This window comes from Gammaproteobacteria bacterium (assembly GCA_013151035.1).
GTDB lineage: Bacteria > Pseudomonadota > Gammaproteobacteria > JAADJB01 > JAADJB01 > JAADJB01.
In genome coordinates this window covers 15,425-40,519 of the sequence record JAADJB010000042.1, presented here as the reverse complement: position 1 = coordinate 40,519, position 25,095 = coordinate 15,425, and the positions used below count along the sequence as shown (strand labels likewise).

Genomic DNA, 25,095 nt, shown 5'->3' with positions numbered 1-25,095 from the left:
GTAGTATGTTTAGTATGACTCAAAAAACCCCTTTATATCAGGCGCATATTGATGCGAGAGCCAAAATGGTTGATTTTGGCGGCTGGGCTATGCCGATTAATTATGGCTCACAGATTGAGGAGCATCACTGGACGCGTAATGATGCCGCCTTATTTGATGTCTCGCATATGACAGTGGTTGATATCACGGGTAGGGGTGCCCGTACCTTTTTGCAATATCTGTTGGCAAATGATGTGGCGCGTCTCAAGACCTCGGGTAAGGCGCTCTATAGTTGTATGTTAAATGAGCAGGGTGGGGTGATTGATGACCTGATTGTCTATCATTTGCAGGATGATTTTTTTCGTGTGGTGGTGAATGCCTCGACCCGTGAAAAGGATCTTGCCTGGATGAGGCAACAGATTGAGGGTTTCGACGCACAACTGACAGAGTGTGATAATTTTGCTATGTTAGCGATACAGGGGCCTGATGCCAGGGCGCGTGTGATCCCGTTATTAGCGGAAGGCTTACGCACAGCCGCAACTGAGTTACAGCCCTTTCATGCCGTTTTAGTCGATGACTGGTTTATTGCCCGTACTGGCTATACCGGTGAGGATGGTTTTGAAGTGGTGATGCCAGCAACGGAAGTGGTGGCTTTTTGGCAGGCGCTGTTGGCAGTGGGTGTGCATCCCTGTGGTTTGGGTGCGCGCGATACCCTGCGTCTAGAGGCCGGTATGCGTCTCTATGGTGCCGATATGGATGAAACTATCTCGCCATTGGAGGCGGGTCTGGAATGGACTGTGGCTTGGCAACCGGAGACGCGGGACTTTATCGGTCGTAGTGCGTTGGAGCAACAGAAAAAGTCTGGTGTGTCGCATCAGTTGCAGGGTTTGTTATTGCAGGATAGGGGTGTGTTGCGTAATCATCAGAAGGTGATTACCGCAAGTGGTGAGGGTGAGATTACTAGCGGTGGTTTTTCACCTACTTTGCAACAGTCGATAGCCTTTGCGCGACTACCCACTCCAGTTGCTGAACAGTGTCAGGTGGATATCCGCGGTCGTTTATTATCAGCGCGGGTGGTAAAATTACCCTTCGTGCGTAACGGAAAAAGCTGCATTGCGTAGGGTGCGTACCACGCACCAAGAATGTTATTGATGTTATACAGAGGATAAATTATGAGTCAGACACCCAGTGAACTAAAGTATACAAAATCCCATGAGTGGGTATTGGATAATGGCAATGGTACGGTAACAGTCGGTATTACCGATCATGCTCAGGATCTATTGGGTGATATGGTCTTTATTGAGGTGCCTGAGTGTGGGCGTGTGCTGGAGGCTGAAGAGGCCTGTGCGGTGGTTGAGTCGGTTAAGGCGGCCTCTGATATCTATGCCCCATTAAGTGGTGAGGTGACAGCAGTTAATGAGGCGTTGGAGGATTCCCCTGAGTTAGTGAATCAGGATGCTTTCGGTGAGGGCTGGATTATGAAGATGAAGATTGAGGATGAAGAAGTGCTGAATGCCTTGATGGATGCTGATGCCTACGAGAGTTTTCTTACCACGGAAGCCTAATGCCTTTTATTCCCCATACAGAAGATGAGATACAGGCGATGTTGTCGACCTTACAGGTAGACAGTACCGAGGACCTGTTTGATGAGATACCCGCTAACATCCGTTGTGATGGCCTTCCGGGTATACCGTCGATGCTGAATGAGCAGGCGATCAGTCGGCTGATGAGTGCGCGTGCAGCAGCCGATGGACAGCCACTGAGTTTTCTTGGTGCGGGTGCCTATGAGCATCATATCCCGGCAGCGGTGTGGGAGATTGCAACACGTGGTGAGTTTTATAGTGCCTATACCCCATATCAAGCTGAGGCCAGCCAGGGCACCTTGCAACTGATCTATGAATATCAAACCATGATGGCGCGGTTAATGGCAATGGATGTCTCCAATGCCTCTTTATATGACGGTGCCTCGGCGCTGGCAGAAGCGGTATTGATGGCAGTGCGTGGGCATCGAAAATCTAAATCCAAAAGGGTTTTGATGCCGAGGAATTTACATCCTCATTATCGTCGTGCAACGACTACACTGGTGGGTAATCAGGGGATTGATCTGCAAGAGATTGCCTTCTCGGCAACAGGCGGTCATACCCGAATTGAAGATTTGAGCGCTTACGAAGATGAGGATGTGACCGCACTGGTCATTGCACAACCCAATTTCTTTGGCATCCTGGAAGATGTTGATGCATTAACCGATTGGGCGCATCAACAAGGTGCGCTAGTGATTGCAGTGGTGAATCCACTGGCAATGGCGTTACTCACGCCGCCGGGTGAGTGGGGTGAACAAGGGGCTGATATTGTTTGTGGTGAAGGTCAGCCTCTGGGTATTCCGCTGTCGAGTGGTGGCCCTTATTATGGCTTTATGTGTTGCAGTAAAAAGCTGGTGCGGCAGATGCCGGGGCGTATTGTCGGACGTACTGTTGATGTGGATGGACGTGATGGTTTCACCCTGACCTTGCAGGCGCGTGAACAACATATTCGTCGTTCCAAAGCGACCTCAAATATCTGTACCAATCAGGGCTTGATGGTAACAGCATCGACGATTCATATGGCACTGTTAGGTGATGAAGGCCTGCGTCGAGTGGCGTTGGCGAGTCACGAAAATACCCGTAAGCTGATGGAACGATTAACAGCGCTGGATGGTGTGGAACCTATCTTTGATCGTCCTTTTTTCCATGAGGTTGCGTTGCGTCTTTCCTTGCCACTCAAGGGTTTGTTACGTCCTTTGCATGCACATAATCTGTTGCCCGGTTATGAGCTGGAACAGGATTATCCGGAATTAAAAAACACCTTGTTGAGTTGTGCAACCGAGGTTAAGACGGATGACGACATTGACCTCTATGTCGATCACCTTGCCCGCATTATCAAACGTCAGAGTGGTGGCGGTTGTCCTGTTCCACCGAAGATGCAGGAGTAGAGGCATTGATTATTTTTGAACATTCATGTCGCGGTCGACGGGCAACCGCACAGGCACCATTAGATGAAGGGAATGTTACGGATATCCCCTTGTCCATGATGCGCAAGACAAAGGCGGGTTTACCTGAGGTGTCCGAGCTACAGGTGGTGCGTCATTACACACGCCTTTCACAAAAGAATTTCTCTATCGATACGCATTTCTATCCCTTGGGTTCTTGCACCATGAAATACAACCCTCGGGTTTGTAATACGCTGGCGATGTTGCCGGGTTTATTGTCGCGTCATCCGTTTGCACCCGAGGCACAGAGTCAGGGCTTTATGGCCTGTATGTTTGAGTTACAAGAGATGATGCGCGAGTTTACCGGCATGCATGCGGTATCGCTGACTCCGGCGGCAGGGGCGCAGGGTGAGTTTACCGGGATCGCTATGATTCGCGCCTATCATGAGGCTAATAATGATCGGCAACGTGATGAGATTCTGGTGCCCGATGCGGCACATGGGACTAATCCGGCAACGGCGACAATGTGTGGTTACAAGGTCAGGGAGATCCCGACCAATGCCGATGGTGATGTGGATTTTGAAGCTTTGCGTGATGTGGTGGGGCCTAAAACAGCCGGTCTGATGTTGACTAATCCATCCACTCTGGGTGTGTTTGAACGCAGTATTGATGAGATTGCCCAGTTGGTTCATGAAGCGGGTGGTCTGCTTTATTATGATGGTGCCAATTTGAATGCAATCCTTGGTCGTGTGCGTCCGGGTGATATGGGTTTTGATGTAGTGCATGTTAATTTGCACAAGACCTTTTCGACACCGCATGGTGGTGGTGGTCCTGGTGCCGGGCCAGTGGGTGTGTCCGAACGTCTGCAACCCTTTTTACCGGTACCAATGGTGGCACAGGAGGGTGATCGTTATCACTGGCTGACAGAAAAGGACTACCCCCAGTCCATTGGTCGTCTGTCGGCCTTTATGGGTAATGCTGGTATCCTGTTACGCGCCTACATTTATGCACGTATGCTAGGTCGTGAGGGCATGCAGCGGGTCTCTGAGTTTGCTGCCTTGAATGCCAATTATCTAATGGTAGAACTACAGAAGAAGGGCTTTGATCTGGCGTTCCCACAGCGCCGTGCCAGCCATGAATTTATTATCAGTCTGAAACGACAACAGCAGGAACTGGGTGTCACCGCGATGGACTTTGCCAAGCGTCTGCTGGACTATGGTTTTCATGCACCCACCACGTATTTTCCGCAACTGGTACCGGAGTGTTTATTGATTGAGCCTACCGAGACCGAGACCAAGGCAGAGATTGATGCCTTTGTGATGGCGATGGTGCAGATACAGGCAGAGGCCGAGGAAGATGCACAGATACTGAAGGATGCACCGATTACTCAACCGGTACGCCGTCTGGACGAAGTCAAAGCCGCGCGTGAATTGAATCTGGTCTGGGATGGAAAGCAGCTCACAGATCATTGATTACAAGTTTCTTAAGCATGTAGGTTGGGTTAGCGCAGCGTAACCCAACACGCTATACTGCTATTTTCAATATTACAGGGTCAAGCTCTATGTCAGCACTCATCTGCGGTTCCTTTGCCTACGACACCATTATGGTTTTTAAGGATCGATTCAAAAATCATATCCTGCCGGATCAGGTACACATATTGAACGTGGCCTTTCATGTGCCGGAATTACGCCGAGAGTTTGGCGGTTGCGCAGCCAATATTGCCTATAACCTGAAATTGTTGGGCGGTGACCCTCTGCCAATGGGGACGGTGGGCAAGGATTTTAGTGCCTATGCTGAATGGATGGATAAGTGCGGGATATCTCGTAAATATGTGGTCGAATTACCCGATCACTATACAGCACAGGCCTTTATTACCACGGATCTGGATGATAACCAGATTATTGCCTTTCATCCAGGGGCGATGGATTTGGCGCATAGCAACAAGGTCGGTGACGCATCGGGTGTGACGGTGGGTATGGTCTCTCCGGATGGGCGTGATGGCATGATTGAACATGCACAACAATTCTCTGAGGCGAATATTCCGTTTATCTTTGATCCGGGTCAGGGTCTGCCCTTGTTTGGTGGCGAAGAATTGAAGACCTTTATTGATCAGGCAACCTGGGTTTGCGTCAATGACTATGAATCTGCCTTGTTACAGGATCGCACCGGTTTGTCACCGCACGAGATGGCAGAGAACCTGGAGGCACTGATTATTACCCGTGGTGCCAAGGGTTCCGAGATCTATACCGGGGGTAAGCGTATTGATATTCCAGCCGCGAAGGCCGATGCGGTGCTTGATCCAACCGGTTGTGGTGATGCTTATCGTGCCGGTTTGTTGTATGGTTTGTCCAAGCAGATGGACTGGGAGACTATGGGCAGAATTGCGGCTTTGATGGGGTCGATAAAGGTGGCTCATCATGGCACCCAGAATCATACCTTTACCGCACAAGAGTTTAATGAACGTTTTAAGGAAAGCTTTGGTTATTCACTTTAAATGCAGATCCTTGTTTGTTCCCGCTACACGGTAGGGTGCGTACCACGCACCACAACACTATGCACCAACAGCACCACGCACCAAAGCAGATGGAGAACATGATCAATGAATACTGAGAACACAATATTTGGTTTTTTTATCATTTTAGCCCTGACATTGAACTTTGGTTTTTTTATCGGCGAGATTGATAATCCTGCACATCATAATGTCTATGAGTTATTTGCTGCTATTGTCGTTAATCTGATGGCAATGTTGATGAAGCTGGGTGCGCGTAAGCAAACAGGGGCGATCTTGTTGGCAACCAGTCTGGTGGCTAATCTACAGTTGATTGCGGCGGCACTGGTATGGACCTGGGCATTGTATATAAGTGGCGTGGGTATGACACCGGCTGTAATGGTGGGTATCGTTTCGCTGGCAGGGGGTGCATTTCTTGCCAATGTGGTATCGGTGATTTTATTGATTACGGAAAATTTTGTGATTGATCATTAAGGCAGAAGTGCTATGAAGCATATTACCATCTTCTTTATCCGGCGGATGCGACTACCGTTAATGGTATTGTTGATGGCCTATACCATCTCTATTACCGGGATGGTGCTAATACCCGGAGTTGAGGTCGATGGTGAGACCTGGCGCATGGGTTTCTTTCATGCTATTTACTTTGTCAGTTTCCTGGCAACAACCATTGGTTTGGGTGAGATACCCCATCCCCTGAGTGATGCCCAACGCCTGTGGGTGATTGTTTCTATTTATATCAGTGTCATTGCCTGGCTTTATGCCATTGGCTTTATCCTTTCCCTGTTGCAGGATCCAAAATTTCGCCGGGCACTGGTGCGTAGCCGTTTCAAGGAAACGGTGGTGACAATGAGTGAGCAAATGGATAAGCCATTCTATATCGTTTGTGGTTACGGCAGTGTGGGGTCTTCGCTGGTAGAGATGTTAACGGAGCAGCATATTCCAGTGGTCGTTATTGATGATAGCCAGGAATGTATTGATGCCCTGGATATGGAGGAATATGAACTGGATGTGCCTGCGCTCTGTGCCAATGCCTGTGACACCGAGGTATTGATTGATGCGGGATTGTTGCATAGTGGTAAGGGCAGAAAACAACAAGGGGGTTGTGCCGGAGTGATTGCCTTGACCTCATCCGATGAGGTCAATCTCAAAGTGTCTATTGCCAGCAAGATCTTGCGCCCGGATCTGCCTGTCATCAGTCGAGCAGAGGATGTCGTGGTTGAACAATCCATGGAACTGTTTGGTGTGGATCATATTATGGATCCAGTCGATACCTTTGCCAATTTACTGGCGCTGGTTTTGTATGCTCCGCCTTTACATCTATTGCGAGACTGGCTTACGGGTGATCCGGGTAGTGATTTAACCGATCCGATGTATCCCCCCAACGGGCGCTGGATACTGTGTGGTTACGGACGTTTTGGTCGAGAGGTTCATGAGCGTTTGCTGAAGGGGGAGCAGGAGGTTACGGTGGTTGAGATGGAGCCGCAGGATGTGCCCGATAATGTTTCTCTGATCTGTGGTGCCGCCACGGATCTAGCAGCATTAAATGATGCCAGAATCCAGGACGCTGATGGTATTGTTATTGGTACCAATAATGATGAAATGAATCTGACTATTATTCGCGCCGCCTATCTCTTAAATCCAGGTATTTTTGTGATTGTACGGCAGAATAACAAGGATAGTTCCCGTCTGTTTGCCAATGAGGCGATTGATTTATTGATGGAGACCAGTGATATTATCGCGCGTAGAATTCGTATGTTGCTGTCAACCAATCTGTTATACGAATTTGTTCAGCATGCCCAACGTCAGGATAGTGAGTGGGCCAATATATTGATTAGTCGCTTATGTGCGGTGATGGAGGGTGATCCGCCCCATCTGCCTCATTTGTGGTCGATGCGAGTAACTCAAGAGAAGATGCCGGGGGTGCATGAGGCCTTGAGTATGGGGCGTGATGTCCATCTGCGTGATTTGTTTCAGGATCCGATCAAGATGGCAACTAGTCTGTCCTGTGTCCCTCTGATGTTGGTGCGCGGTGAGCTAAAATTTTATATGCCGGATGATTCCATGCTGATTGAGTCTGGGGATCGTATCCTGTTTTGTGGTTCAAAACGGATTGAGGCGATCATGGAACGTAGTTGCCAGGATATTTTCTCACTTAATCATTTGATGCGTGAGGATGAGATGCCCGATGGTTATATCTGGCGCTGGATTCAACGAACCAGGAATGATAAGGATCGTCGTGTGAACCCGCGTTAGATGACGTATAATGAACGCTATATAATTGAGGCTGGCGTTTTTTAAGAGTTTTTTATGGATTTATCAGTAGTTATTCCCGTCTTTAATGAACAGGACAATATTCGGCCTCTGGTGGAAGAGATTGTGGTTGCGCTGGGTGGCAAGGCCCTGTTTGAGATTGTTTATGTTAATGATGGCAGCACCGATGGTACGCGTGAGGGGTTGTTGACCTTGCAGCAGGAGTATCCAGTGTTGAGAGTGCTGCATCATGCGCAAAGCTGTGGTCAGAGTACCGCTATTCACACCGGTGTTACAGCAGCGCGAGCTGATATTATTGCCACTCTGGATGGTGATGGTCAAAATGATCCTGCTGATATCCCGAATCTTTTGGCGGTATTTCAACAGGCCGCGAAGGAACAAAAGCTGGCACTGGTTGCCGGGTATCGAAAGCGACGGCAGGATAGCTGGATCAAACTTTTTTCATCGCGTGTTGCCAATGCTGTGCGTAGTCGTCTGTTGAGTGATGCGACACCGGATACGGGTTGTGGTCTGAAAGTTTTTTCCCGCACTGTTTTTTTACGCCTGCCTTATTTTGATCACATGCACCGTTATCTACCTGCGCTGGTCTTGCGTGATGGGGGAACAGTGCAATCGGTTGAGGTTAATCATCGACCACGTCTACAAGGCATATCAAAATACGGTATTGGTAATCGTCTTTGGGTGGGGATTGTCGATATGATCGGAGTACGTTGGTTGCAGCGTCGGAGCCATGTTCCAGTGGTGACTGAAGAGCCTTCGGATTCGTAGTGAAAATGGCAGTTATCTTGCGTGGACTGGTGGTTATTATCAGTCTGGTTGTTCTTGGTTTCATTATGAAGACCATGGATTTGGGTTCCATTTTTGACAAGAGCTGGGTGGATGAGCAGATACGGGGACAGGGGCTACAGGGTGAATTATTATTTGTTGCCGTGGGTGCGCTGGTTACCGCAGTCGGCATGCCCAGGCAACTGGTAGGATTTTTGGCCGGTTATGCCTTTGGTTTTGTCGCGGGTAGTCTGTGGAGTTTGCTGGCTGCTGTGCTGGGGTGTGTTTTAAGTTTCACCTATGCTCGTCTGCTGGGGCGACAATATGTCAAGCAACGATTTTCACATCGTATTCAGCGTCTGGATCATTTTATTCACGATCATCCGATCCGTATGACCCTGTTAATTCGTTTATTACCGTTGGGGAGTAATCTGATTACGAATCTGGCGGCCGGTGTTTCCAGTGTCCGTGGACGCTATTTCTTTTTGGGTTCAGGCATTGGTTATATCCCCCAGATGCTGATCTTTGCCTTGATTGGCAGTGGTATTAATCTTGACCCGGTATTACGCATTGGTATCGGCGTGGCATTGTTCCTGATCTCAGCAGCATTGGGGGTATCCCTGTATCGCCATTTCCGTCATGGGCAATCACCGGATGAACATATCGAGGAAGAATTAGGCGACGTGCTGGATGATGCGGACTCTCGATCATAATGATGAGTTATAGCCGTTCTATATTCTTATTGCTGTTCGCCTGGTTTTTACTGGTGTTGACAGCGTTGCTGGTACGTCCGTTATTACCAGTCGATGAGACACGTTATCTGACGGTGGCCTGGGAGATGTGGTCGCGGGGTGATTTTCTGGTGCCCTATCTCAATGGTGAGGCCTATAGTCATAAGCCACCACTACTGTTCTGGTTGTTTCAGTTGGGCTGGACTATCTTCGGGGTGAATGAGTGGTGGCCACGTCTGGTCGCACCGTTATTAGCACTCGGTTGTCTGTTCCTGACCATGCGTATCTTTTCTGTATTGTGGCCGCAATATCGTCCGTTATCACCATTAGCCGCCTGGTTTTTGTTGGGTACCGGTCTGTGGACCCTGTTTCTCACTCTGACCCAATTTGATCTGTTGATTGTCTTTGCTACCTTGCTGGCGATGCGGGCATTGTTAGCCATGCGGGAGCATAAACGCGCCTGGTGGTTATTGGGTCTGGCGCTGGGCTTAGGTCTATTATCCAAGGGGCCGGTAATCTTGTTGCATACCTTGCCAGTGGCATTATTGGCGCCCTTATGGCTGGATGAATCAGTGGATCGGGCACGTTGGTACAAAGGGGTAGGACTTGCCATTTTGATGGGGGCTGCGATGGTTTTATTGTGGGCAATACCGGCTGCTGAGGCGGGTGGTGAGGTCTATAAAAAGGCGATATTCTGGGGTCAGACTGCGGATCGAATGGTGAATTCCTTTGCCCATAGGCAGCCCTGGTGGTGGTATCTGCCGATGTTACCGCTGATCCTGTTACCGTGGTCACTGTGGCCACGCTTGTGGCAACTGGCGTTACGTTTACGCAGCCGTTTGTGGCAGGATCAAGGCGTTCGTTTCCTGTTGTACTGGTTGGTGCCGGTGTTTATCGCTTTTAGTCTGATTAGTGGTAAGCAGGTTAAATATCTGTTGCCCTTGTTTCCAGCGATTGCATTATTGGCTGTTCGTGTGCTGGCACAGGATGAAGTAACAAAACGTGTACGCCTGTGGTTACCAGGGATAGGTTTGGGTTTATCCGGTTTGTTACTATTGGTATTGCCTTTTGTTGTACGTCCTGAGTGGGCGGACTGGCTACAACAGGTCTCGCCATTATGGGGTGGCTTGTTATTAGCTCTAGCTGCACTACAGATGGTTCTTCCCGCTCAGAATTGGCAGCGATCAGTATTGTTTACTGCGCTGAGTAGTATCCTGTTGGCAATCGTTTTGCATCTGTCAGTGATTAATGCTGGTGCAATGGCCTATTCATTAAAAAAACCTGCTGAGATCATCTCCCTATTACAAATACAAGGTCATCCGGTTGCCAATTCAGGCAAGTATCATGGCCAGTTCCATTTTCTGGGTCGCTTGCAACAACCGCTTGCGGTGATTGCCAAGGGAGAAGGTTTATCCTGGATTAAGGCCAACCCGAGTGGTTATGTGGTGGTGTATTATCGGCAATGGTCTGATCAGTTAGAAGCGGCACGCTATGCCCAGGTTTATCGTAGTGGTGCGCTGGCAATCTGGTCTGCACAGGCTGTGTTGGAACAACCACAACGACTGGATCGGACATTGGGTGAATAATATAAGGTTCGAGGCACTCACTGTCTCTTGAGTGAATAAAATAGCTATGGTATATCGCGATGATTGAGGTTTTATGATGAAGAAAAGTAGTGGGTTAGCACCATTGGTATTAAAGAAACGTGAGGATAAACGTCTGCGTGCGGGGCATCTCTGGGTCTATAGTAATGAGATTGATACGCAAAAGACACCGCTATCCGGCTTTGCTGCGGGTGAGCAGGTTGAGTTACAAACCAGTAGCGGTAAAGCGATGGGGATTGCCTATGTTAATTCAGCCTCATTGATCTGTGCGCGTCTGGTCAATCGGGATATTAGTCATCCGTTGAATACCTCGCTGTTGGTGCATCGTATCAAGATTGCCTTGTCGCTGCGTGAACGAATCTATGAAAAACCCTATTATCGTCTGGTCTATGGTGAAGGAGATTTATTGCCCGGTCTGGTGGTGGATCGCTTTGATGATATCCTGGTGATGCAGATAACCACAGCCGGTATGGAACAGGTCAAGTTACAGATTATCGAGGCACTGGAGAAGGTGTTAAAACCACAGGCGATACATATTCGCAATGATTCTGCTATCCGTCAGCAAGAGGGGCTGCAACAATATACCGAGTCGCATGGTGAAGTGCCTGAATATGTTGATCTATGGGAAAACGATAATCCATTCCGGGTCTCGGTGATGGCAGGGCAGAAGACTGGTTGGTTTTATGATCAACGAGAGAATCGTAAACGTCTGTTTCCTTATGTAAAGGATTGTCGGGTACTCGATCTATGTAGTTATGTTGGCGGCTGGGGGATACAGTCAGCAACGCGTGGTGCCAGTCAAGTGGTGGCGGTTGATAGCTCAAGCGCAGCACTGGATCAACTGGAGGAAAATGCCCGTATCAACAAGGTCGATGATCGGGTGCAGACGATACAGGGTGATGTGTTTGACGTGCTTAAGGTATTGCGTGAGGAACGCGAGCACTTTGATATTGTCATTGTTGATCCACCCGCCTTTATCAAACGACGTAAGGACTACAAGGCCGGAGCCGCCGCTTATCAACGCATCAACCAGATGGCGATGCAGGTGATGAGTCGTGATGCTATCCTGGTCTCAGCCTCTTGTTCTTATCATATGGAGATACCTGCACTGCAACGTGCTGTATTACAGGCATCGCGTCATGTGGATCGTAACCTGCAATTACTGGAACGCGGTCGGCAGGGTGCTGATCATCCGGTTCATCCTGCAATTATTGAGACTGAGTATCTGAAAGCGATCTACTGCCGGGTATTGCCGGTGTAAGCTTTCTGCTGGACTTTTGTAATAGTGGCTCCTATTCTGTGCTTATCGTAATCTTTTTACATTTTGAAGATGGGGGAAAGATATGTTCACAGAGAAAAAAATGCAGCAGAGTATTGAGACAGGACAACGTATTCTGTCATTGGTTCTGGCGGATTATCATGGGCCTGTAGCCATACGTTTATGGGATGGTGAGTTGGCGATGGGTAAGGATGATGCGCCCTGTACGGTAGTCTTGAATCAGCCGTCAATGTTGCGTGGTCTGGTGTTGCACAAGAATGTGATGCAACTGGCGGAGGCCTACCTGGCAGGGGAAGCCGATATTGAAGGTGATGCAGAGGTTCTTTTCAATTTGGTGAGTCACATGCGTGACCTGATCTTGCCCTGGTCGGTTAAATGGCGTGTCTTGCGGCAGGCGCTGAGTTTACCCGCTACTTTGCATGGTGGTGTAGAAGAGGCTGAGGCAGTACGAGCTAAACCGGATACCCATAAAAACACCCAAAAGAGTATTGCCCACCACTATGATGTGAGTAATGACTTTTATCAGATGTGGCTGGATCGCGAGATGGTCTATTCCTGTGCCTATTATCCAGAGGTTGATCGTTCTCTGGATAATGCGCAACAGGAAAAGCTGGATTATATCTGCAAAAAATTACGTCTGACACCGGGACAGACCCTGCTGGATATTGGTTGTGGTTGGGGTGCTCTGGTATGTTGGGCGGCACGACACTATGGTGTCAAGGCACACGGTATTACCCTGAGTGAGCAACAGTATCAGTATGCCTGTGAACGGATCAAGAAGGAGGGGCTGGAAGGACAGGTTACCGTTGAGTTGCGTGATTATCGAGACTTGCCCGAAGATGCTCGCTATGATCGTATCGTCAGTGTTGGCATGTTTGAACACATCGGGGTTGCTAATTTTCCGCTTTATTTTGAGATTATTAAACGCGCACTCAAATCGGGCGGGCTGTTCCTTAATCATGGCATTACCAATGATACCGGTTGGCGCGATACCCCGATAACTCGCTTTATCAACGGCTATGTCTTTCCCGATGGTGAACTGGCGCGTATCAGTACGGTGATTGATGCTATGGAGCAGGCGGGCTTTGAGGTTGTGGATGTAGAAGGTCTGCGGCGCCACTATGCCTTGACCCTGCGCGGTTGGGTGCAGGGGCTGGAGGCCAATAAGGAACGTGCTATTGCCGAGGTGGGGGAGGCTAGTTATCGTGTCTGGCGTATCTATATGGCGGGTTCTGCCTATTATTTCGATGAAGGCAGTATCAATGTATTCCAGGTGCTGGCGGGGCATGATCGAGAGCCTCTGGCTATTGCGCTACGGCGGGATGAGTTGTACGCCAAGGGGTGTGAGTGTTGAGGTATTTGATGGCTGCTTTCTTGTATGAGTAAACGTTTTTTTTTAGTCATAATCGGCATGATGTCATTGGTTGTTTCGTCGCTATCATCGGCACAAGCGCTCGAAGAAATGCCGGTTATTACCCTTAATGATAGTAATAAAGAACCCTTTACTACAAAAGATAAGGATGGCTTTCTGGATATTGTTCTAACGGAAGCCTTTCATCGTATTGGTTTTCGCCTGAATACCGTACACTTACCACCTGAACGTGGTTTGCTTAGTGCGAATGAAGGCATTGTCGATGGTGAGGTAAACCGGATTATTGGTCTGGATAATATTTATAAGAATCTGCGTCGGGTGCCGGAAAAGGTACGCGATTCAGAGTTCTGTGCGTTGTCCAAAAATCCTGCTATCGTTAACACGCCTGATGAATTGAACAAGCAGGTTGTTGGTCATATAAAAGGCTGGAAAATTTATGAAAAAATGATGGTGGGGTCAAAAAGGGTTATTACCGCACACAGTCCGGAGCAGTTGTTTCGGTTATTAAAAATAAATCGTATTGATGTTGCCTTATATGATTGTGTAGAAGGGCTCGATATTGCAAAACGATTTAATATCAATGAGCTGTATATATTGGAACCTGAATTTGATCAAACTGAACTATTTCTTTATCTTAATAAGCGCTATGTGGGTCTGGTGTCGAAGTTGAGCAAAGCATTACGTGATATCAAGGAAGAAGGGCTTTACGATAATCTGTATCGTGAAAAGATATTGCCTTATTATAAAAACAGGAAAAAACCATATTAATAATGAATACTAAGCAGCAATATCCTGCCATAAAACGTTCTCCATTAGCGCAACGTTTTATTATCTATTTGATTTTATTTAGTGCGTCAATCACATTAATAACCACCGTTATCCAGCTCTACAATGAATATCAACGAGATATGAATGGTATTGAAGCGCAATATAGTCAAATTAAAAATATACATCTGCGCTCATTTACCCAGTCTTTATGGGTGACTAACTATCAGGAATTACGCGTTCAGATGGATGGTCTGGTGACATTGCCTAATATTATTTATGCATCGGTTTATAACGGAAATGAGTTGATTGCAGAAGCGGGTGATATTAATTCACAAGATGTTATTGAACGCCATTACTCTATGCAATACAAGTTTTTAGGTGAGTCTTACGTGATAGGTCATCTGACGGTTATTACCACGCTGGATAATGTCTATGCTGAATTACGCAGAAATGCTATTACTATATTGATAAATAATGCGCTGCGAACCCTGTTGGTGGTGATCTTTATTTATTTTATTTTTCACCGTCTTATTAGTCGTCATATCAGCCGGATATCGCAACACTTTCAGAATCTTGCGCTGGATGAATATGTGCCTTTGGTACTTGATCGAAGACCATCGCGTACACCTGATGAGTTGGATGTTCTGGTCTCTTCAGCGAATGATATGCAGGAACGAATCAATAATGCACATAAGGCATTGCGTGAAAGTGAAGAGAAGTTGCGTTTTATTTACTCGCAGGTGCCCGGTATTGTGTATCAGTTCAGGGTTGATATACACGGTAATAAGTCCCTGCCTTATGTGAGCCCAGCAGTTGAGGGTTATATTGGCTTAACCGCAGAAGAGGTTATGGCTGATGCTGACAAATGGTTCGTATTAACCCATCCGGATGACTACCCTGGACTGGAAGAGTCCATTGTTAAGTCAATGAATGATCTGAGCGTGTGGAAGTGGGAAGGTCGCTTTATACTCCAAGATGGAGAGTTGGTCTGGTTGCGTGGAACATCAACACCAGAACGGATGGAAGATGGTAGTACTCTCTGGAACGGTATATTTATTGATATTACCGAACGCGTGCATGCAGATGAGGTTATACGTCGTACTCAGAAAATGGATGCCTTGGGCAAGCTTACTGGTGGTATTGCGCATGATTATAATAATATGCTTGGGGTGGTACTGGGTTATGCAGAGTTGTTGAAAGAGAAATTGGGTGAACAGCCTGGGCTACAGGAGTATGTTAAACAGATAACGCATGCGGGTGAGCGTGGTGCAAAATTAACAAAGAAACTACTCACGTTTTCCAGAAATAAATCATCGGATATTAAAGAACTGGATATCAATGTGCTGTTGCAAGATGAACAGCATATGTTGGAGAAAACACTAACTTCACGTATTAATCTTGAGCTTGATCTTGAAAAAGATTTATGGGTAGTTTGTCTGGATGAAAGTGAATTTGAAAATGCTCTTTTGAATATGAGTATTAATGCCATGCATGCCATTGAAGGTAATGGTTGTTTGGGTATTGAGACCAGCAACGAGGTCATTAATTCAGCTGACGGAGAACGATTGAATCTGGATGCAGGGGATTATGTACGGATTAGTGTTGTCGATAATGGTTGTGGAATGGATGGGGCAACCAAAGAGAAAATTTTTGATCCTTTTTATTCGACCAAGGGAGAGAAGGGAACGGGTCTGGGTTTAAGTCAGGTATACGGCTTCGTAAAACGCTGTGGTGGTACTATTAGTGTTGATTCAGAGATGGGGAAGGGGAGTCGGTTTACTTTGTATTTCCCAAGGTATCAGGGAGAGGGTTATCACCAGGGTTCTTCTGAGCTTGCAGATGATGCCACTTTAAAAGGCAAGGAAACGATACTTGTTGTTGATGATGAGATTGCATTGCTTAATTTAACCAGTGAGATACTGGAACAACAGGGTTATCAGGTTTTTCGAGCAGAGTGTGCAAAAGAGGCACTGGAAATAATGGCATCAGAACACATTGATTTACTGATTTCTGATATTATTATGCCTGATATGGATGGTTATGCCCTGGCATCCAGAGTGCGTGAGCTGTATCCGGATATAAAGATACAATTAGCCAGTGGTTTTTCCGGTGATGAGCATCTTGATCAGGTCGATGAAAAGTTATCTCATAATTTACTGCAAAAACCCTATGACTCACAGACCTTATTAAAAAGAATAAGAGACCTGTTATATACGTCATAGGTCCCTGCTGTCCCGTTAACTCAAGAGACAGGGATTGCGCTTCTCTATCAGAGACCCTTGCCCGCACGACTGCATGGATGTATTCACGGCGTGTCTCTGGTAGAGAAGTGTGATTCATGTCTCGAACTTAGCAATGAATTTTGAATTAAAACGGCTATGTTTTTGAAAACGGCTTCACGGTAACTATTCTTGCGGTAGAGTATGCCGATGCGGCGTGCGGGTTTTGGGTTGCGGAAAGGAATATAAGTAACCGGATCGGTCTTGAGACAGCGTTTTGGCACTGCCAGATCAGGGATCAGCGTTATACCCATACCTTCACCAACTATATATCGTAGTGTTTCCAGGCTGGTGGCACGAAAACCAGCGTTTTCATGCGCACCGGCTGAGAAACAAACATCCAGTGCCTGTCCTCGTAAACAATGACCTTCTTCCAGTAATAATATTTCTCGATCCTGTAAGTCAGAAAGACGAAGATGTTTCTTTTTTGTTAGCGGTTCATTCTTGGGAGCTGCCAGCCAAAATGCCTCACTGAATAGATCCTGTTCTTCAAATTCATCGGTTTCTACTGGTAGTGCCAGAATAAGTAAATCCATCTCTGCTGAGCGTAATTTATCCAGTAAAACGGCTGTCTGTTGTTCGTGTAGCCAGAGTTTTAGATCGGGGTACTGTTTTTTTAATAGAGGCATGATGAGTGGTAACAGGTAAGGTGCGACCGTCGGGATCAGGCCTAGTTGTAATTCTCCCTGCATGGGGTTGTGAAAAGTCTGTGCTATGGATTTTATTGCGCGTGCTTCGTTGATCACGCGGCGTGCCTGATCGGCTACAGCCCTTCCGGCATCAGTCATGCGCACCTGTCTGTTATTACGCTCAACTAATTGCACCCCCAATTCCTGTTCCAGTTTTTTCAACTGACCGCTCAGGGTTGGCTGGCTGACACAACAGCGCTCGGCTGCACGGTGGAAATGTCGTTCCTTATCGATTGCCAGCAGGTATTCAAGATTGCGAAGATTCATTCTTATTGCTCGATTAATGATAGTTAATACCTATCATTATAATAAAAACAAACGACTTTACCAATTATTATAAATAGCTAATAATGATCATGTGCTTATACTGCTGTTCCGTTAACTCAAGAGACAGGGGTTGCGCTTCTCTATCAGAGACCCTTGCCCGCATGGACGCGGGCGTGGAGCCTACATGGATGTATTCACGGCGTGTTTCTGGTAGAGAAGCGTGACCCCTGTCTCGAACTTACCGGGTATATTATTACAGCAATTAAATAAATCCTTAATGGAGCAGTAGTAATGTACTTAGACAAACTTAATCGCAGTCAGGAGAAAGACCATGTTAGAAAACAGAGAAGGTAAAAGCGTTCCATCCGTTATTTTCAAGACCCGTGAAAATGATGAATTTGTTGATGTCAGTAGTGATGAGCTGTTTAAGGATAAAACGGTTATTGTATTTGCTCTGCCGGGTGCATTCACGCCAACCTGTTCTTCCACTCATCTGCCACGCTACAACGAATTGGCCAATGTATTCAGGAAAAATGGTGTCGATGACATTATTTGTTTATCGGTTAATGATGCTTTTGTAATGGATGCCTGGATGGAAAACCAGGAGGCGGAAAATATCACTTTGATACCTGATGGTAATGGTGAATTCAGTGAGGCTATGGGGATGTTGGTAGACAAGTTTGATCTGGGTTTCGGCAAGCGCTCATGGCGTTATTCCATGTTGGTGAAAAATGGTGTTATTGAGAAGCAGTTTATCGAACCCGATGTGCCTGGTGATCCATTCGAGGTCTCTGATGCCGATACTATGTTGACTTACATTAACCCACAGGCGAAAAAGCCTGAGGCCGTTAGTATTATCACCAAACCAGGGTGTTCTTTCTGCGCAGGTGCAAAAGAACTGCTGGAAGAACACGGTATCAACTATGAAGAGATTCGTCTGGGAAGAGATGCCTCGCTACGTTCACTGCGTGCTATGACCGGTCGTGAAACGGTTCCCCAGGTTTTTATCGCTGGACAGCTTATCGGTGGATCGGAGGAACTGGCATTGTATCTGGATTAACGAAGCATGAAGGCCACCGGCACGATAAATTCCAGTTGTTGGCGCGGGTCATTGGCAGGCATGGCAGGGAATGGATTTGCTCGTTGAGCCATCTCAAGTGCAGCCTTGTCGAGTAAGCGGTTACCCGTGCGTTGTTCCAGTGTGACCTGTTGGGTTTGTCCCCTGCGGTCGATCAGGATACGCAGCATACCTTCACCCTCGATACGTAGACGTTTGGCTCGGCGTGGATATTGTTTGTGTTTTTCCAGCCAGGAAAGCAATAATTGTTCATAACGTGCAGTGGCAATAGCATTCAGGGGTTTCTGGTGAGGCTTTACCAGGGGAGTCGGTTCAACGACTTGAATCGACTCGACCACCTGTTCAGATTCTGCTTCAGGTAAAGGTGGTTTGGGTTTATTTAATACGGGTTTAACTGGTGCTGGTTGGGGCTTTTTGACTAGGGGTGTGGGTGGTTTGACAACATCGGGTGTTGCATTCACGTTGGTCTCGGCAATGGTTGCCAGCAGATTAATCTGTAGAGGTGGTTTTTCTTTCAGCTTTGGCATTGCCTGGCTATCGGGTAGCGAAAACCACACGGTAATACCAGCATGTAGCAGTATCGCAATGAGTAGCGTTACAGTTATCTGTAGGCGGGACAGGATCATGGCAATCTCGGGTTTATTTTTGTTTGCTTCCCAGTGTTGCCAGACCCACATTCGTGCCCCCGGCAGCGCGTATCTCATCCATAACCTTGAGTAATAACTGAACCTCGGTATGGGCATCACTTTTTAGTGTGATGGCTGATGCACTATCCTGGCTTATTAAGGGTTTTATTGCCTGTTGCAGTTGTTCCAGTTTAATGACTTCATCATTGAGTGCTATCTGACCGGTTTTATCCAGCAGGACAATAACAGGTGTACTATCTGTGACAGTGGCACTTTTTGATTCAGGCAATTCCAGCTCAATCGCCTCGGGCACCATGAAGGTACTGGTTAACATAAAAAATACCAGTAGTAGAAACACAATATCAATTAATGGTGCGATATCCAAATGGGAATGGATACGTGCACGGCCCTCAAAGTCCATGGGTTTCATCCTCAACACGATCATCATCACGGCTGTTAACATGCGGGCTCTTGCCAAAGTGACGTAATACCTGGATGCTGGCATCCTTCATGGTTGCGCGTACACGGTCGACCTCACCTTCCAGATAATAAAAGGCGGCCATGGCAGGAATGGCAACGGTGAGACCGAAAGCTGTTGTGAGTAATGCCTCCCAGATGCCACCAGAAAGAATAGACGGATCAACCTGACTGCCGGCTTGCTGAAGATTCATAAAGGCGACAATCATACCGGTTACCGTTCCTAACAACCCCAGTAGCGGGCTTAGATGAGCGATGGAGGAGAGACCACGCAGCCAGGATTCCAGGTTGCGTATCTGGGCACTGCCCACTCGGCTCACCTCAGCCTCAACATCATTGCTCGACATTGCCGGGTTGGCTCCAAACTGTACTGCGCTCTCCAGCACCCGTGCGACGGGGCTGGATTGCTGTTGCAGATTTTTTAACGCTAATTCATGTTCACCACGCGCCAGCGCTGATACGGTATCTTCAACGAAAGCGGTCTGTCGCAGACCGCTACGATAGAACTGATACAATTTCAGCAGGATGATGGCAGTGGCTAATATGGACATGAGTAGTAGCACATACATAACGCTACCGCCCTGCTGAAATAAATCTAACATGATTACAGCTCCATCTCGATACCGGCATAGGCAAATCTTGGCATGCCTGGGCGTGGTCCTTCAGGCTGACGTGACACATTGTAACGCTTATCAAGAAGATTCTGTATGCCAGCAAACAACTTTACCTCTTTATTGATCCGGTAAAAGGTGGTTGCATCGAGGAGGAAATAGGCATCCGTTTTTCCGAAACGGGAATCGGGGTTGCCGGCACCATTGCGTTGTGTGCTGACATTATTAGCACTGGTAAAGGTCTCGCTGATATAATTGGCATTGATATAGCTACCCCAATTGCCTGATTCGATCCCTGTTCCCAGACTAAGTGCCCACTCAGGGATGTAAGGTACCTTGTTTCCTGCCTTGCCATAACTGAAGATAGATTCTGCATCGGTGGAAGTCGCGCTGTTTTTCTGTGTTGCATTGGTATAGGTTGCGGTGAGATACCAGGGGTTACGGTATTTCCATCCATTAGCAATGCCGGCATCATATTGAGCAGAGAATTCAAGCCCGATACTATTCACCCGGCCAAAGTTTTCTGTATCACCCGTACCCGTGCCACCAATATTATCAATTACAATCAGGTCGTTAAATTGGGTATAGAAGGCAATAGCCTCAACCGCTAGTGCCTGTTGGGGGTTGGTATAACGGGCACCGATTTCAAGGGCGTTACTGGTTTCTTCTCTGATACCACCAACAGCACTTTTGGGGCTCGGTGGAGAGAAGCCACGATTAACACTACCAAAGCCGATCCATGAATCATTGAATTTGTAGCTAACGCCGAGACTACCCGCTGCCATATTCATAGTGTTAGTACCTGACTTATTCGGGCTGCTGTAATCGGTATAACGTTGATCCAGCGTTTCATAACGAATACCCGGTGTGAAGGTCCAGTCACCGGCATTGATGGTGTCTTGCAGGAACATGGCAAGTGCTTTAGTGCTTTGCAGGCGGTTACCTGCACCACCCGGTGTGCCTGCTGTCATGCCATCAATGGTTCCATTTGCCAGTTGGTTGTAGTCATCATCACGCTGATAGCGACGTACGCGATCCTTGTTAAAGCGAATACCAGCGGCAATTTCGTGTTGTACCGCGTCGTTACCAAAACGGTAATAGGCGATGGTATCAATGCCCTTTGAGTTGTAGCTGCGGTTATTGGCGCGAACCCGTAGGGTACAGGCAAGATCACCCTTTAAACAGGCAAGCCCCTCGCCATTCTGTGCCCCGGCAAGAGCAGGGGAGAGTTTGATGGTGTTGCCACTGACATTGCGTAGATCCTTGAGCTTGTACCAGTTACGCGAGAAATCGTTATTGTACAATGTGGCAATGATATCCAGATTGTCCGTTGGAGCCACGGCATAGCGCAGATAACTACGTTTTTGTTTGCTCTGGATGTTATCAAACCGGCTTGCTGAATAGCGACGGAAGGGGTCTTTGGCAAAGTCTGCCTCGCTCAGGCCGAGATAGGTCTCGTTGGCATCCAGTGTAGAAGTGCCGTATTTGAATTCGAGACGTTGATAGATATCACTGTTGGGTTCCCAGGAGAGTTTGATCATAGGGTCGGATTTGGTGAACCCGGTGTTGCCTGAATTACGAAAATCAGGGGTTTTGTCAATCGTCTTGTAACCCTCGTTTTTACGAAAATAACCTTCAACCAGAAAGCCAACCGGTCCTACAGGGGTATCGACTGTATTACCGCCATAGATATGAGTGCGTAAATCACCAAAGCTGCCATAAGAAGATTTTAGATAAGCCGTTTCTTTCAGTGGAATCGGTGTGGACAGATAGTTGATTACACCACCGGTTGTTTGTGGGCCATACTTGACCTGGCTGGAACCCTTGAGGATCTCCATGCCACTCATACGACCAACGGTGGGTGAATAATAGGCAGCAGGTGCAGAATAGGGTGCCGGTGCCGTTAGCACGCCATCCTCCATAATCGCTACCTTGGCACTCCGCGTGGTGTCAACACCGCGCAGACTGATATTGGGAAACAGACCAAAGCCGTCCTCCTGTCGTACATAGACCCCAGGTATCTTGCGTAGTACCTGATTGACATCATCGTAGTTTTGTTCACGGATATCCGCTTTGCTGATGATGTGGGCAGAACCGGGTAAGGTCTCGATATTGGCTGGGTTACCGATAACCATGATCTTATCGAGCACGTTAGCACTTGAATGATTCTCTGTAGCGGTCGCGGGCAAGACTATTCCCAGCGACATAGCAGCGTAGATGCCAGGTAGTAGATGGATCTGTATTTTCATGGTTATAACCTCAATTAACTGATTTTTAGACAGGGTTAGTTTTTAATTGAGGGACATTATGCCTGAAGCAACACAGTTTGTAAATGAAAATCATTCTCATTCTCATTAAAATGAGTTGAGTTAAAAACTACATATTTATCAGTAGGGGTCGATCTATGTGGTCAGGATTGCAAAGTGTAAAATATATTGTATAAGCCGCTTATTTTGTTGGTTTTTATTACACTCTTGTTGTCATTGTATAAATTTTTTATGGCTAATTTTATTGTGTTTCAATCGCTTATATAAGTTGGCGGGGTTATTGCATTTACTTGAAATTATATATTTATGTATCAGGAGTCTTGTTGTGCGAATGTTGAATGTAGAAAAACTTTCTGTAGTATTGGCGGGTGCCATACTTGTCTTGTCGAGCGTGCAGTTACAGGCTGCTGTTGTTTTTAGTAACTACTCCTATATTGATATGGCGGGTTACGCGGATGACTACAATCTGCTGGGCTCTGCTGCCTATAGTGATTATGCCTCTAATGCGGATCTTTTCGATTTTCCGTCAATGGCAACAGATAATCAGGGCTCATCGATGGTTGATGGTGCCGGCGTTGAGACGGCCTTTGCCGAATCAGATGCCTGGGTTGATATTGGTGATGTGACTACCGTGGGTAACACAAGCTCTATTTCCGGTTATGTTGATGCCTATGCCTCAGCTTATGCGGCAACCCTTGATCAGGATGCCTATGCCTATAGTGATGCCGTGGTTGATCTGGATTTTAGTATTGATAGTGTTTATGCCTATGAGTTTAGTGCTGAGTGGATGGAAGCATCAGGCGATGCCAGCTTTTATTATGATTTGTACAGCTGGGATAGTGGGAATACTATTTTTAGTGGTGAGTTGATTGATGACTCGGAGGCACCCTGGATAACAGGCTCTCTTTCTGCGGGTAATTACAATCTCCTGATTAAGGCAATCACCGATGCCGATGCCTTTGCTATTGATTATAGTTGGGCTGAAGGTGATTTCGAGCTTTCATTAACGGCTACCCCTGTCCCCGTCCCTGCCGCTGTGTGGTTATTTGCCTCGGGGCTGGTGGGGCTTGTTAGCGTGGCAGGAAGAAAAAACAAATATAAAGAGACCTTTGCACGATACAATCACGAGTAAAAATGACTGAAATCTCACTGCTTTTCGTTAGAAAACTTGTCAATAGCTCGCTATTAACTGCGTTTCCTGCCTCAATCAGTAAAATTTCAGCTCATTTTTCTTTTGCGTCTGTATCATGCAAAGGTCTCAAAGCAGACAAAGCGATTATTTCGCTGGACTTTTGACATAAGTCATTTTATTCTCTAAACCTTACTTGACTACTAAGGAATTATTCCTTGTCGTAAGGGAACTGTGTTTTAACAGGGTTTAGGAGAATAGATCTGGATAATATTGCCTGGTATAAGAAGGTGCCCGCAGGGGTCGCGGGGTTGGCTGCACTCGTGTTGGTGGTGTTTGTTAATGACGCACTAATGGCTATCGTCGTTGCCTTTGTGTTAATTGTTGCTGAGGTTGCACTCGGTTATGCCAAAAATAGAGCTTATACAGACCTCAATCAAGAAAATATTCAAATCAAAAATCAGCTTTCCGAGCTGGATCTCGAACGACAAGGGCATCAATGCTCAATCCATTCTTTAAAAACAATTGGCGATAGTAATATGCCTATCTGGGCTCATCAAATTGATGACTGTATCCAGATTTCCACCTCAGAAATTAATGAACTGGCACAACGCTTTTCGGGCATTGTCGGCGATCTGCAATCCATCGTGGGTGGGGGTGCCGGGCATGATGAGCTCTCGCTTGCCGAGATAAAAAACAAGCTGGATAGTGTCTCCACCACCTTAATCAAACTGGTCGATATGAGGAAGGCATCACAACAGGAGATTACTGAGCTCACTACATTTACAGACAAGCTGGAGACTATGGCTCGTGATGTGGGTTCTATTGCTGAGCAGACTAACCTGTTGGCACTCAATGCCGCGATAGAGGCTGCGCGTGCCGGGGAATCGGGGCGTGGTTTTGCCGTGGTTGCCGATGAGGTGCGAAATCTTGCTAATCGCTCTGGAGATATTGCGAGCAATATTATTACCAGTGTCACTGAGGTTAACAATCAGTTTAACCGTATGTCACACAAGTTTACAGCGGATAGTGAGCTTGAGGGCGGACTCATTAGGGCGGCCGATGAAAGTATTCAGACAGTGATCAGCCAGCATGAAGATACCCGCAAAGAACGTGATGAAGGTGCTGAGCATCTTGCACAATTCTCGTCGAATATTACCCTGGAGATTGAAAATGCCCTGGTGTCTATGCAATTTCAGGATCGGGTCTCACAAATTCTTGGTCATGTTCAGAATAATATGACCGAGCTCTCGGGGTTGATTGAAGATCATGAGAACCTTGATATTGATGTTTTCCTGAGCAAAATAGCAGGGGAATATACCACTACCAGTGAGCGTGAGGCGCATAGGAAATTAACCGGTACCGATGTTGGCATGGATTCCCAAGCATCTGATGAAGGGGATGTTGTCTTTTTTTAGAGGATATTAGA

At 47.1% G+C, this 25,095-nt stretch carries 22 protein-coding genes; 17 read left to right on the top strand and 5 right to left on the bottom strand.

The features are described from left to right. Positions 1-14 precede the first annotated feature (14 nt). From gcvT to GXP22_09370, 14 genes are all read left to right on the top strand, one after another. On the top strand, positions 15-1,100 hold the full coding sequence (gcvT, locus tag GXP22_09435) for a glycine cleavage system aminomethyltransferase GcvT (protein ID NOX09689.1): 1,086 nt from the start codon (positions 15-17) through the stop codon (positions 1,098-1,100). A gap of 51 nt (positions 1,101-1,151) precedes the next feature. Then, positions 1,152-1,544, top strand: coding sequence for a glycine cleavage system protein GcvH (gene gcvH, locus GXP22_09430; GenBank protein ID NOX09688.1), 393 nt, complete (start codon positions 1,152-1,154; stop codon positions 1,542-1,544). Beyond that, on the top strand, positions 1,544-2,947 hold the full coding sequence (locus tag GXP22_09425; protein NOX09687.1) for an aminomethyl-transferring glycine dehydrogenase subunit GcvPA: 1,404 nt from the start codon (positions 1,544-1,546) through the stop codon (positions 2,945-2,947). The genes gcvH and GXP22_09425 overlap by 1 nt, the downstream gene beginning before the upstream one ends. A gap of 5 nt (positions 2,948-2,952) precedes the next feature. Next, entirely contained in the window at positions 2,953-4,416 is a 1,464-nt protein-coding gene (locus tag GXP22_09420) for a glycine dehydrogenase subunit 2 (protein NOX09686.1), read from the top strand. 89 nt (positions 4,417-4,505) lie between these two features. After that, positions 4,506-5,438: a carbohydrate kinase family protein gene (locus tag GXP22_09415; GenBank protein NOX09685.1), complete on the top strand. Its 933-nt coding sequence runs from the start codon at positions 4,506-4,508 to the stop codon at positions 5,436-5,438. Positions 5,439-5,543: 105 nt separating this feature from the next. Next, positions 5,544-5,927 carry a hypothetical protein gene (locus tag GXP22_09410; GenBank protein NOX09684.1) on the top strand — a complete coding sequence of 128 codons (384 nt, stop codon included), beginning with the start codon at positions 5,544-5,546 and terminating at the stop codon, positions 5,925-5,927. A 12-nt stretch (positions 5,928-5,939) separates the two neighbouring features. After that, a complete protein-coding gene (locus GXP22_09405) occupies positions 5,940-7,706 on the top strand; it encodes a potassium channel protein (GenBank protein ID NOX09683.1) in 1,767 nt (588 codons plus the stop codon). Between the two features lie 54 nt (positions 7,707-7,760). Then, on the top strand, positions 7,761-8,492 hold the full coding sequence (locus GXP22_09400) for a glycosyltransferase family 2 protein (protein NOX09682.1): 732 nt from the start codon (positions 7,761-7,763) through the stop codon (positions 8,490-8,492). Continuing rightward, positions 8,492-9,202, top strand: a complete 711-nt coding sequence (locus GXP22_09395; protein ID NOX09681.1) for a TVP38/TMEM64 family protein — start codon at positions 8,492-8,494, stop codon at positions 9,200-9,202. The genes GXP22_09400 and GXP22_09395 overlap by 1 nt, the downstream gene beginning before the upstream one ends. After that, a complete protein-coding gene (locus tag GXP22_09390) occupies positions 9,202-10,806 on the top strand; it encodes a glycosyltransferase family 39 protein (GenBank protein NOX09680.1) in 1,605 nt (534 codons plus the stop codon). The genes GXP22_09395 and GXP22_09390 overlap by 1 nt, the downstream gene beginning before the upstream one ends. Positions 10,807-10,882: 76 nt before the next feature. Beyond that, complete coding sequence (locus GXP22_09385; protein ID NOX09679.1) at positions 10,883-12,085, top strand: class I SAM-dependent rRNA methyltransferase; 1,203 nt, start codon at positions 10,883-10,885, stop codon at positions 12,083-12,085. A gap of 82 nt (positions 12,086-12,167) precedes the next feature. Further along, on the top strand, positions 12,168-13,457 hold the full coding sequence (locus GXP22_09380; GenBank protein NOX09678.1) for a class I SAM-dependent methyltransferase: 1,290 nt from the start codon (positions 12,168-12,170) through the stop codon (positions 13,455-13,457). A gap of 24 nt (positions 13,458-13,481) precedes the next feature. Beyond that, positions 13,482-14,243 carry a transporter substrate-binding domain-containing protein gene (locus GXP22_09375; GenBank protein ID NOX09677.1) on the top strand — a complete coding sequence of 254 codons (762 nt, stop codon included), beginning with the start codon at positions 13,482-13,484 and terminating at the stop codon, positions 14,241-14,243. 2 nt (positions 14,244-14,245) lie between these two features. Next, positions 14,246-16,465 carry a response regulator gene (locus tag GXP22_09370; GenBank protein NOX09676.1) on the top strand — a complete coding sequence of 740 codons (2,220 nt, stop codon included), beginning with the start codon at positions 14,246-14,248 and terminating at the stop codon, positions 16,463-16,465. Between the two features lie 83 nt (positions 16,466-16,548). Here the strand turns inward: GXP22_09370 and oxyR are convergent, their stop codons facing one another. Beyond that, positions 16,549-17,478, bottom strand: a complete 930-nt coding sequence (gene oxyR / locus GXP22_09365; GenBank protein NOX09675.1) for a DNA-binding transcriptional regulator OxyR — start codon at positions 17,476-17,478, stop codon at positions 16,549-16,551. A gap of 331 nt (positions 17,479-17,809) precedes the next feature. Here oxyR and GXP22_09360 point away from each other — a divergent pair, with 331 nt between their 5' ends. Next, positions 17,810-18,538, top strand: coding sequence for a glutathione peroxidase (locus GXP22_09360; protein NOX09674.1), 729 nt, complete (start codon positions 17,810-17,812; stop codon positions 18,536-18,538). On the opposite strand, the gene GXP22_09355 is transcribed toward GXP22_09360, so the two are convergent. The 4 genes from GXP22_09355 to GXP22_09340 are packed head-to-tail and all read right to left on the bottom strand — an operon-like array spanning position 18,535 to position 22,477. Then, positions 18,535-19,260, bottom strand: a complete 726-nt coding sequence (locus GXP22_09355; protein NOX09673.1) for a TonB family protein — start codon at positions 19,258-19,260, stop codon at positions 18,535-18,537. The two genes, GXP22_09360 and GXP22_09355, sit on opposite strands and share 4 nt — an antisense overlap. Next, a complete protein-coding gene (locus GXP22_09350) occupies positions 19,196-19,603 on the bottom strand; it encodes a biopolymer transporter ExbD (GenBank protein NOX09672.1) in 408 nt (135 codons plus the stop codon). Before GXP22_09350 ends, GXP22_09355 begins: the two co-directional genes overlap by 65 nt. After that, positions 19,593-20,261: a MotA/TolQ/ExbB proton channel family protein gene (locus GXP22_09345; protein ID NOX09671.1), complete on the bottom strand. Its 669-nt coding sequence runs from the start codon at positions 20,259-20,261 to the stop codon at positions 19,593-19,595. The genes GXP22_09350 and GXP22_09345 overlap by 11 nt, the downstream gene beginning before the upstream one ends. Before the next feature lie 2 nt (positions 20,262-20,263). Beyond that, complete coding sequence (locus GXP22_09340; protein NOX09670.1) at positions 20,264-22,477, bottom strand: TonB-dependent receptor; 2,214 nt, start codon at positions 22,475-22,477, stop codon at positions 20,264-20,266. A 391-nt stretch (positions 22,478-22,868) separates the two neighbouring features. On the opposite strand from GXP22_09340, the gene GXP22_09335 reads away from it, so the two are divergent. Beyond that, a complete protein-coding gene (locus GXP22_09335; protein ID NOX09669.1) occupies positions 22,869-23,669 on the top strand; it encodes a hypothetical protein in 801 nt (266 codons plus the stop codon). 350 nt (positions 23,670-24,019) lie between these two features. Continuing rightward, on the top strand, positions 24,020-25,084 hold the full coding sequence (locus GXP22_09330; GenBank protein ID NOX09668.1) for a hypothetical protein: 1,065 nt from the start codon (positions 24,020-24,022) through the stop codon (positions 25,082-25,084). The last annotated feature ends 11 nt before the right edge of the window (positions 25,085-25,095 follow it).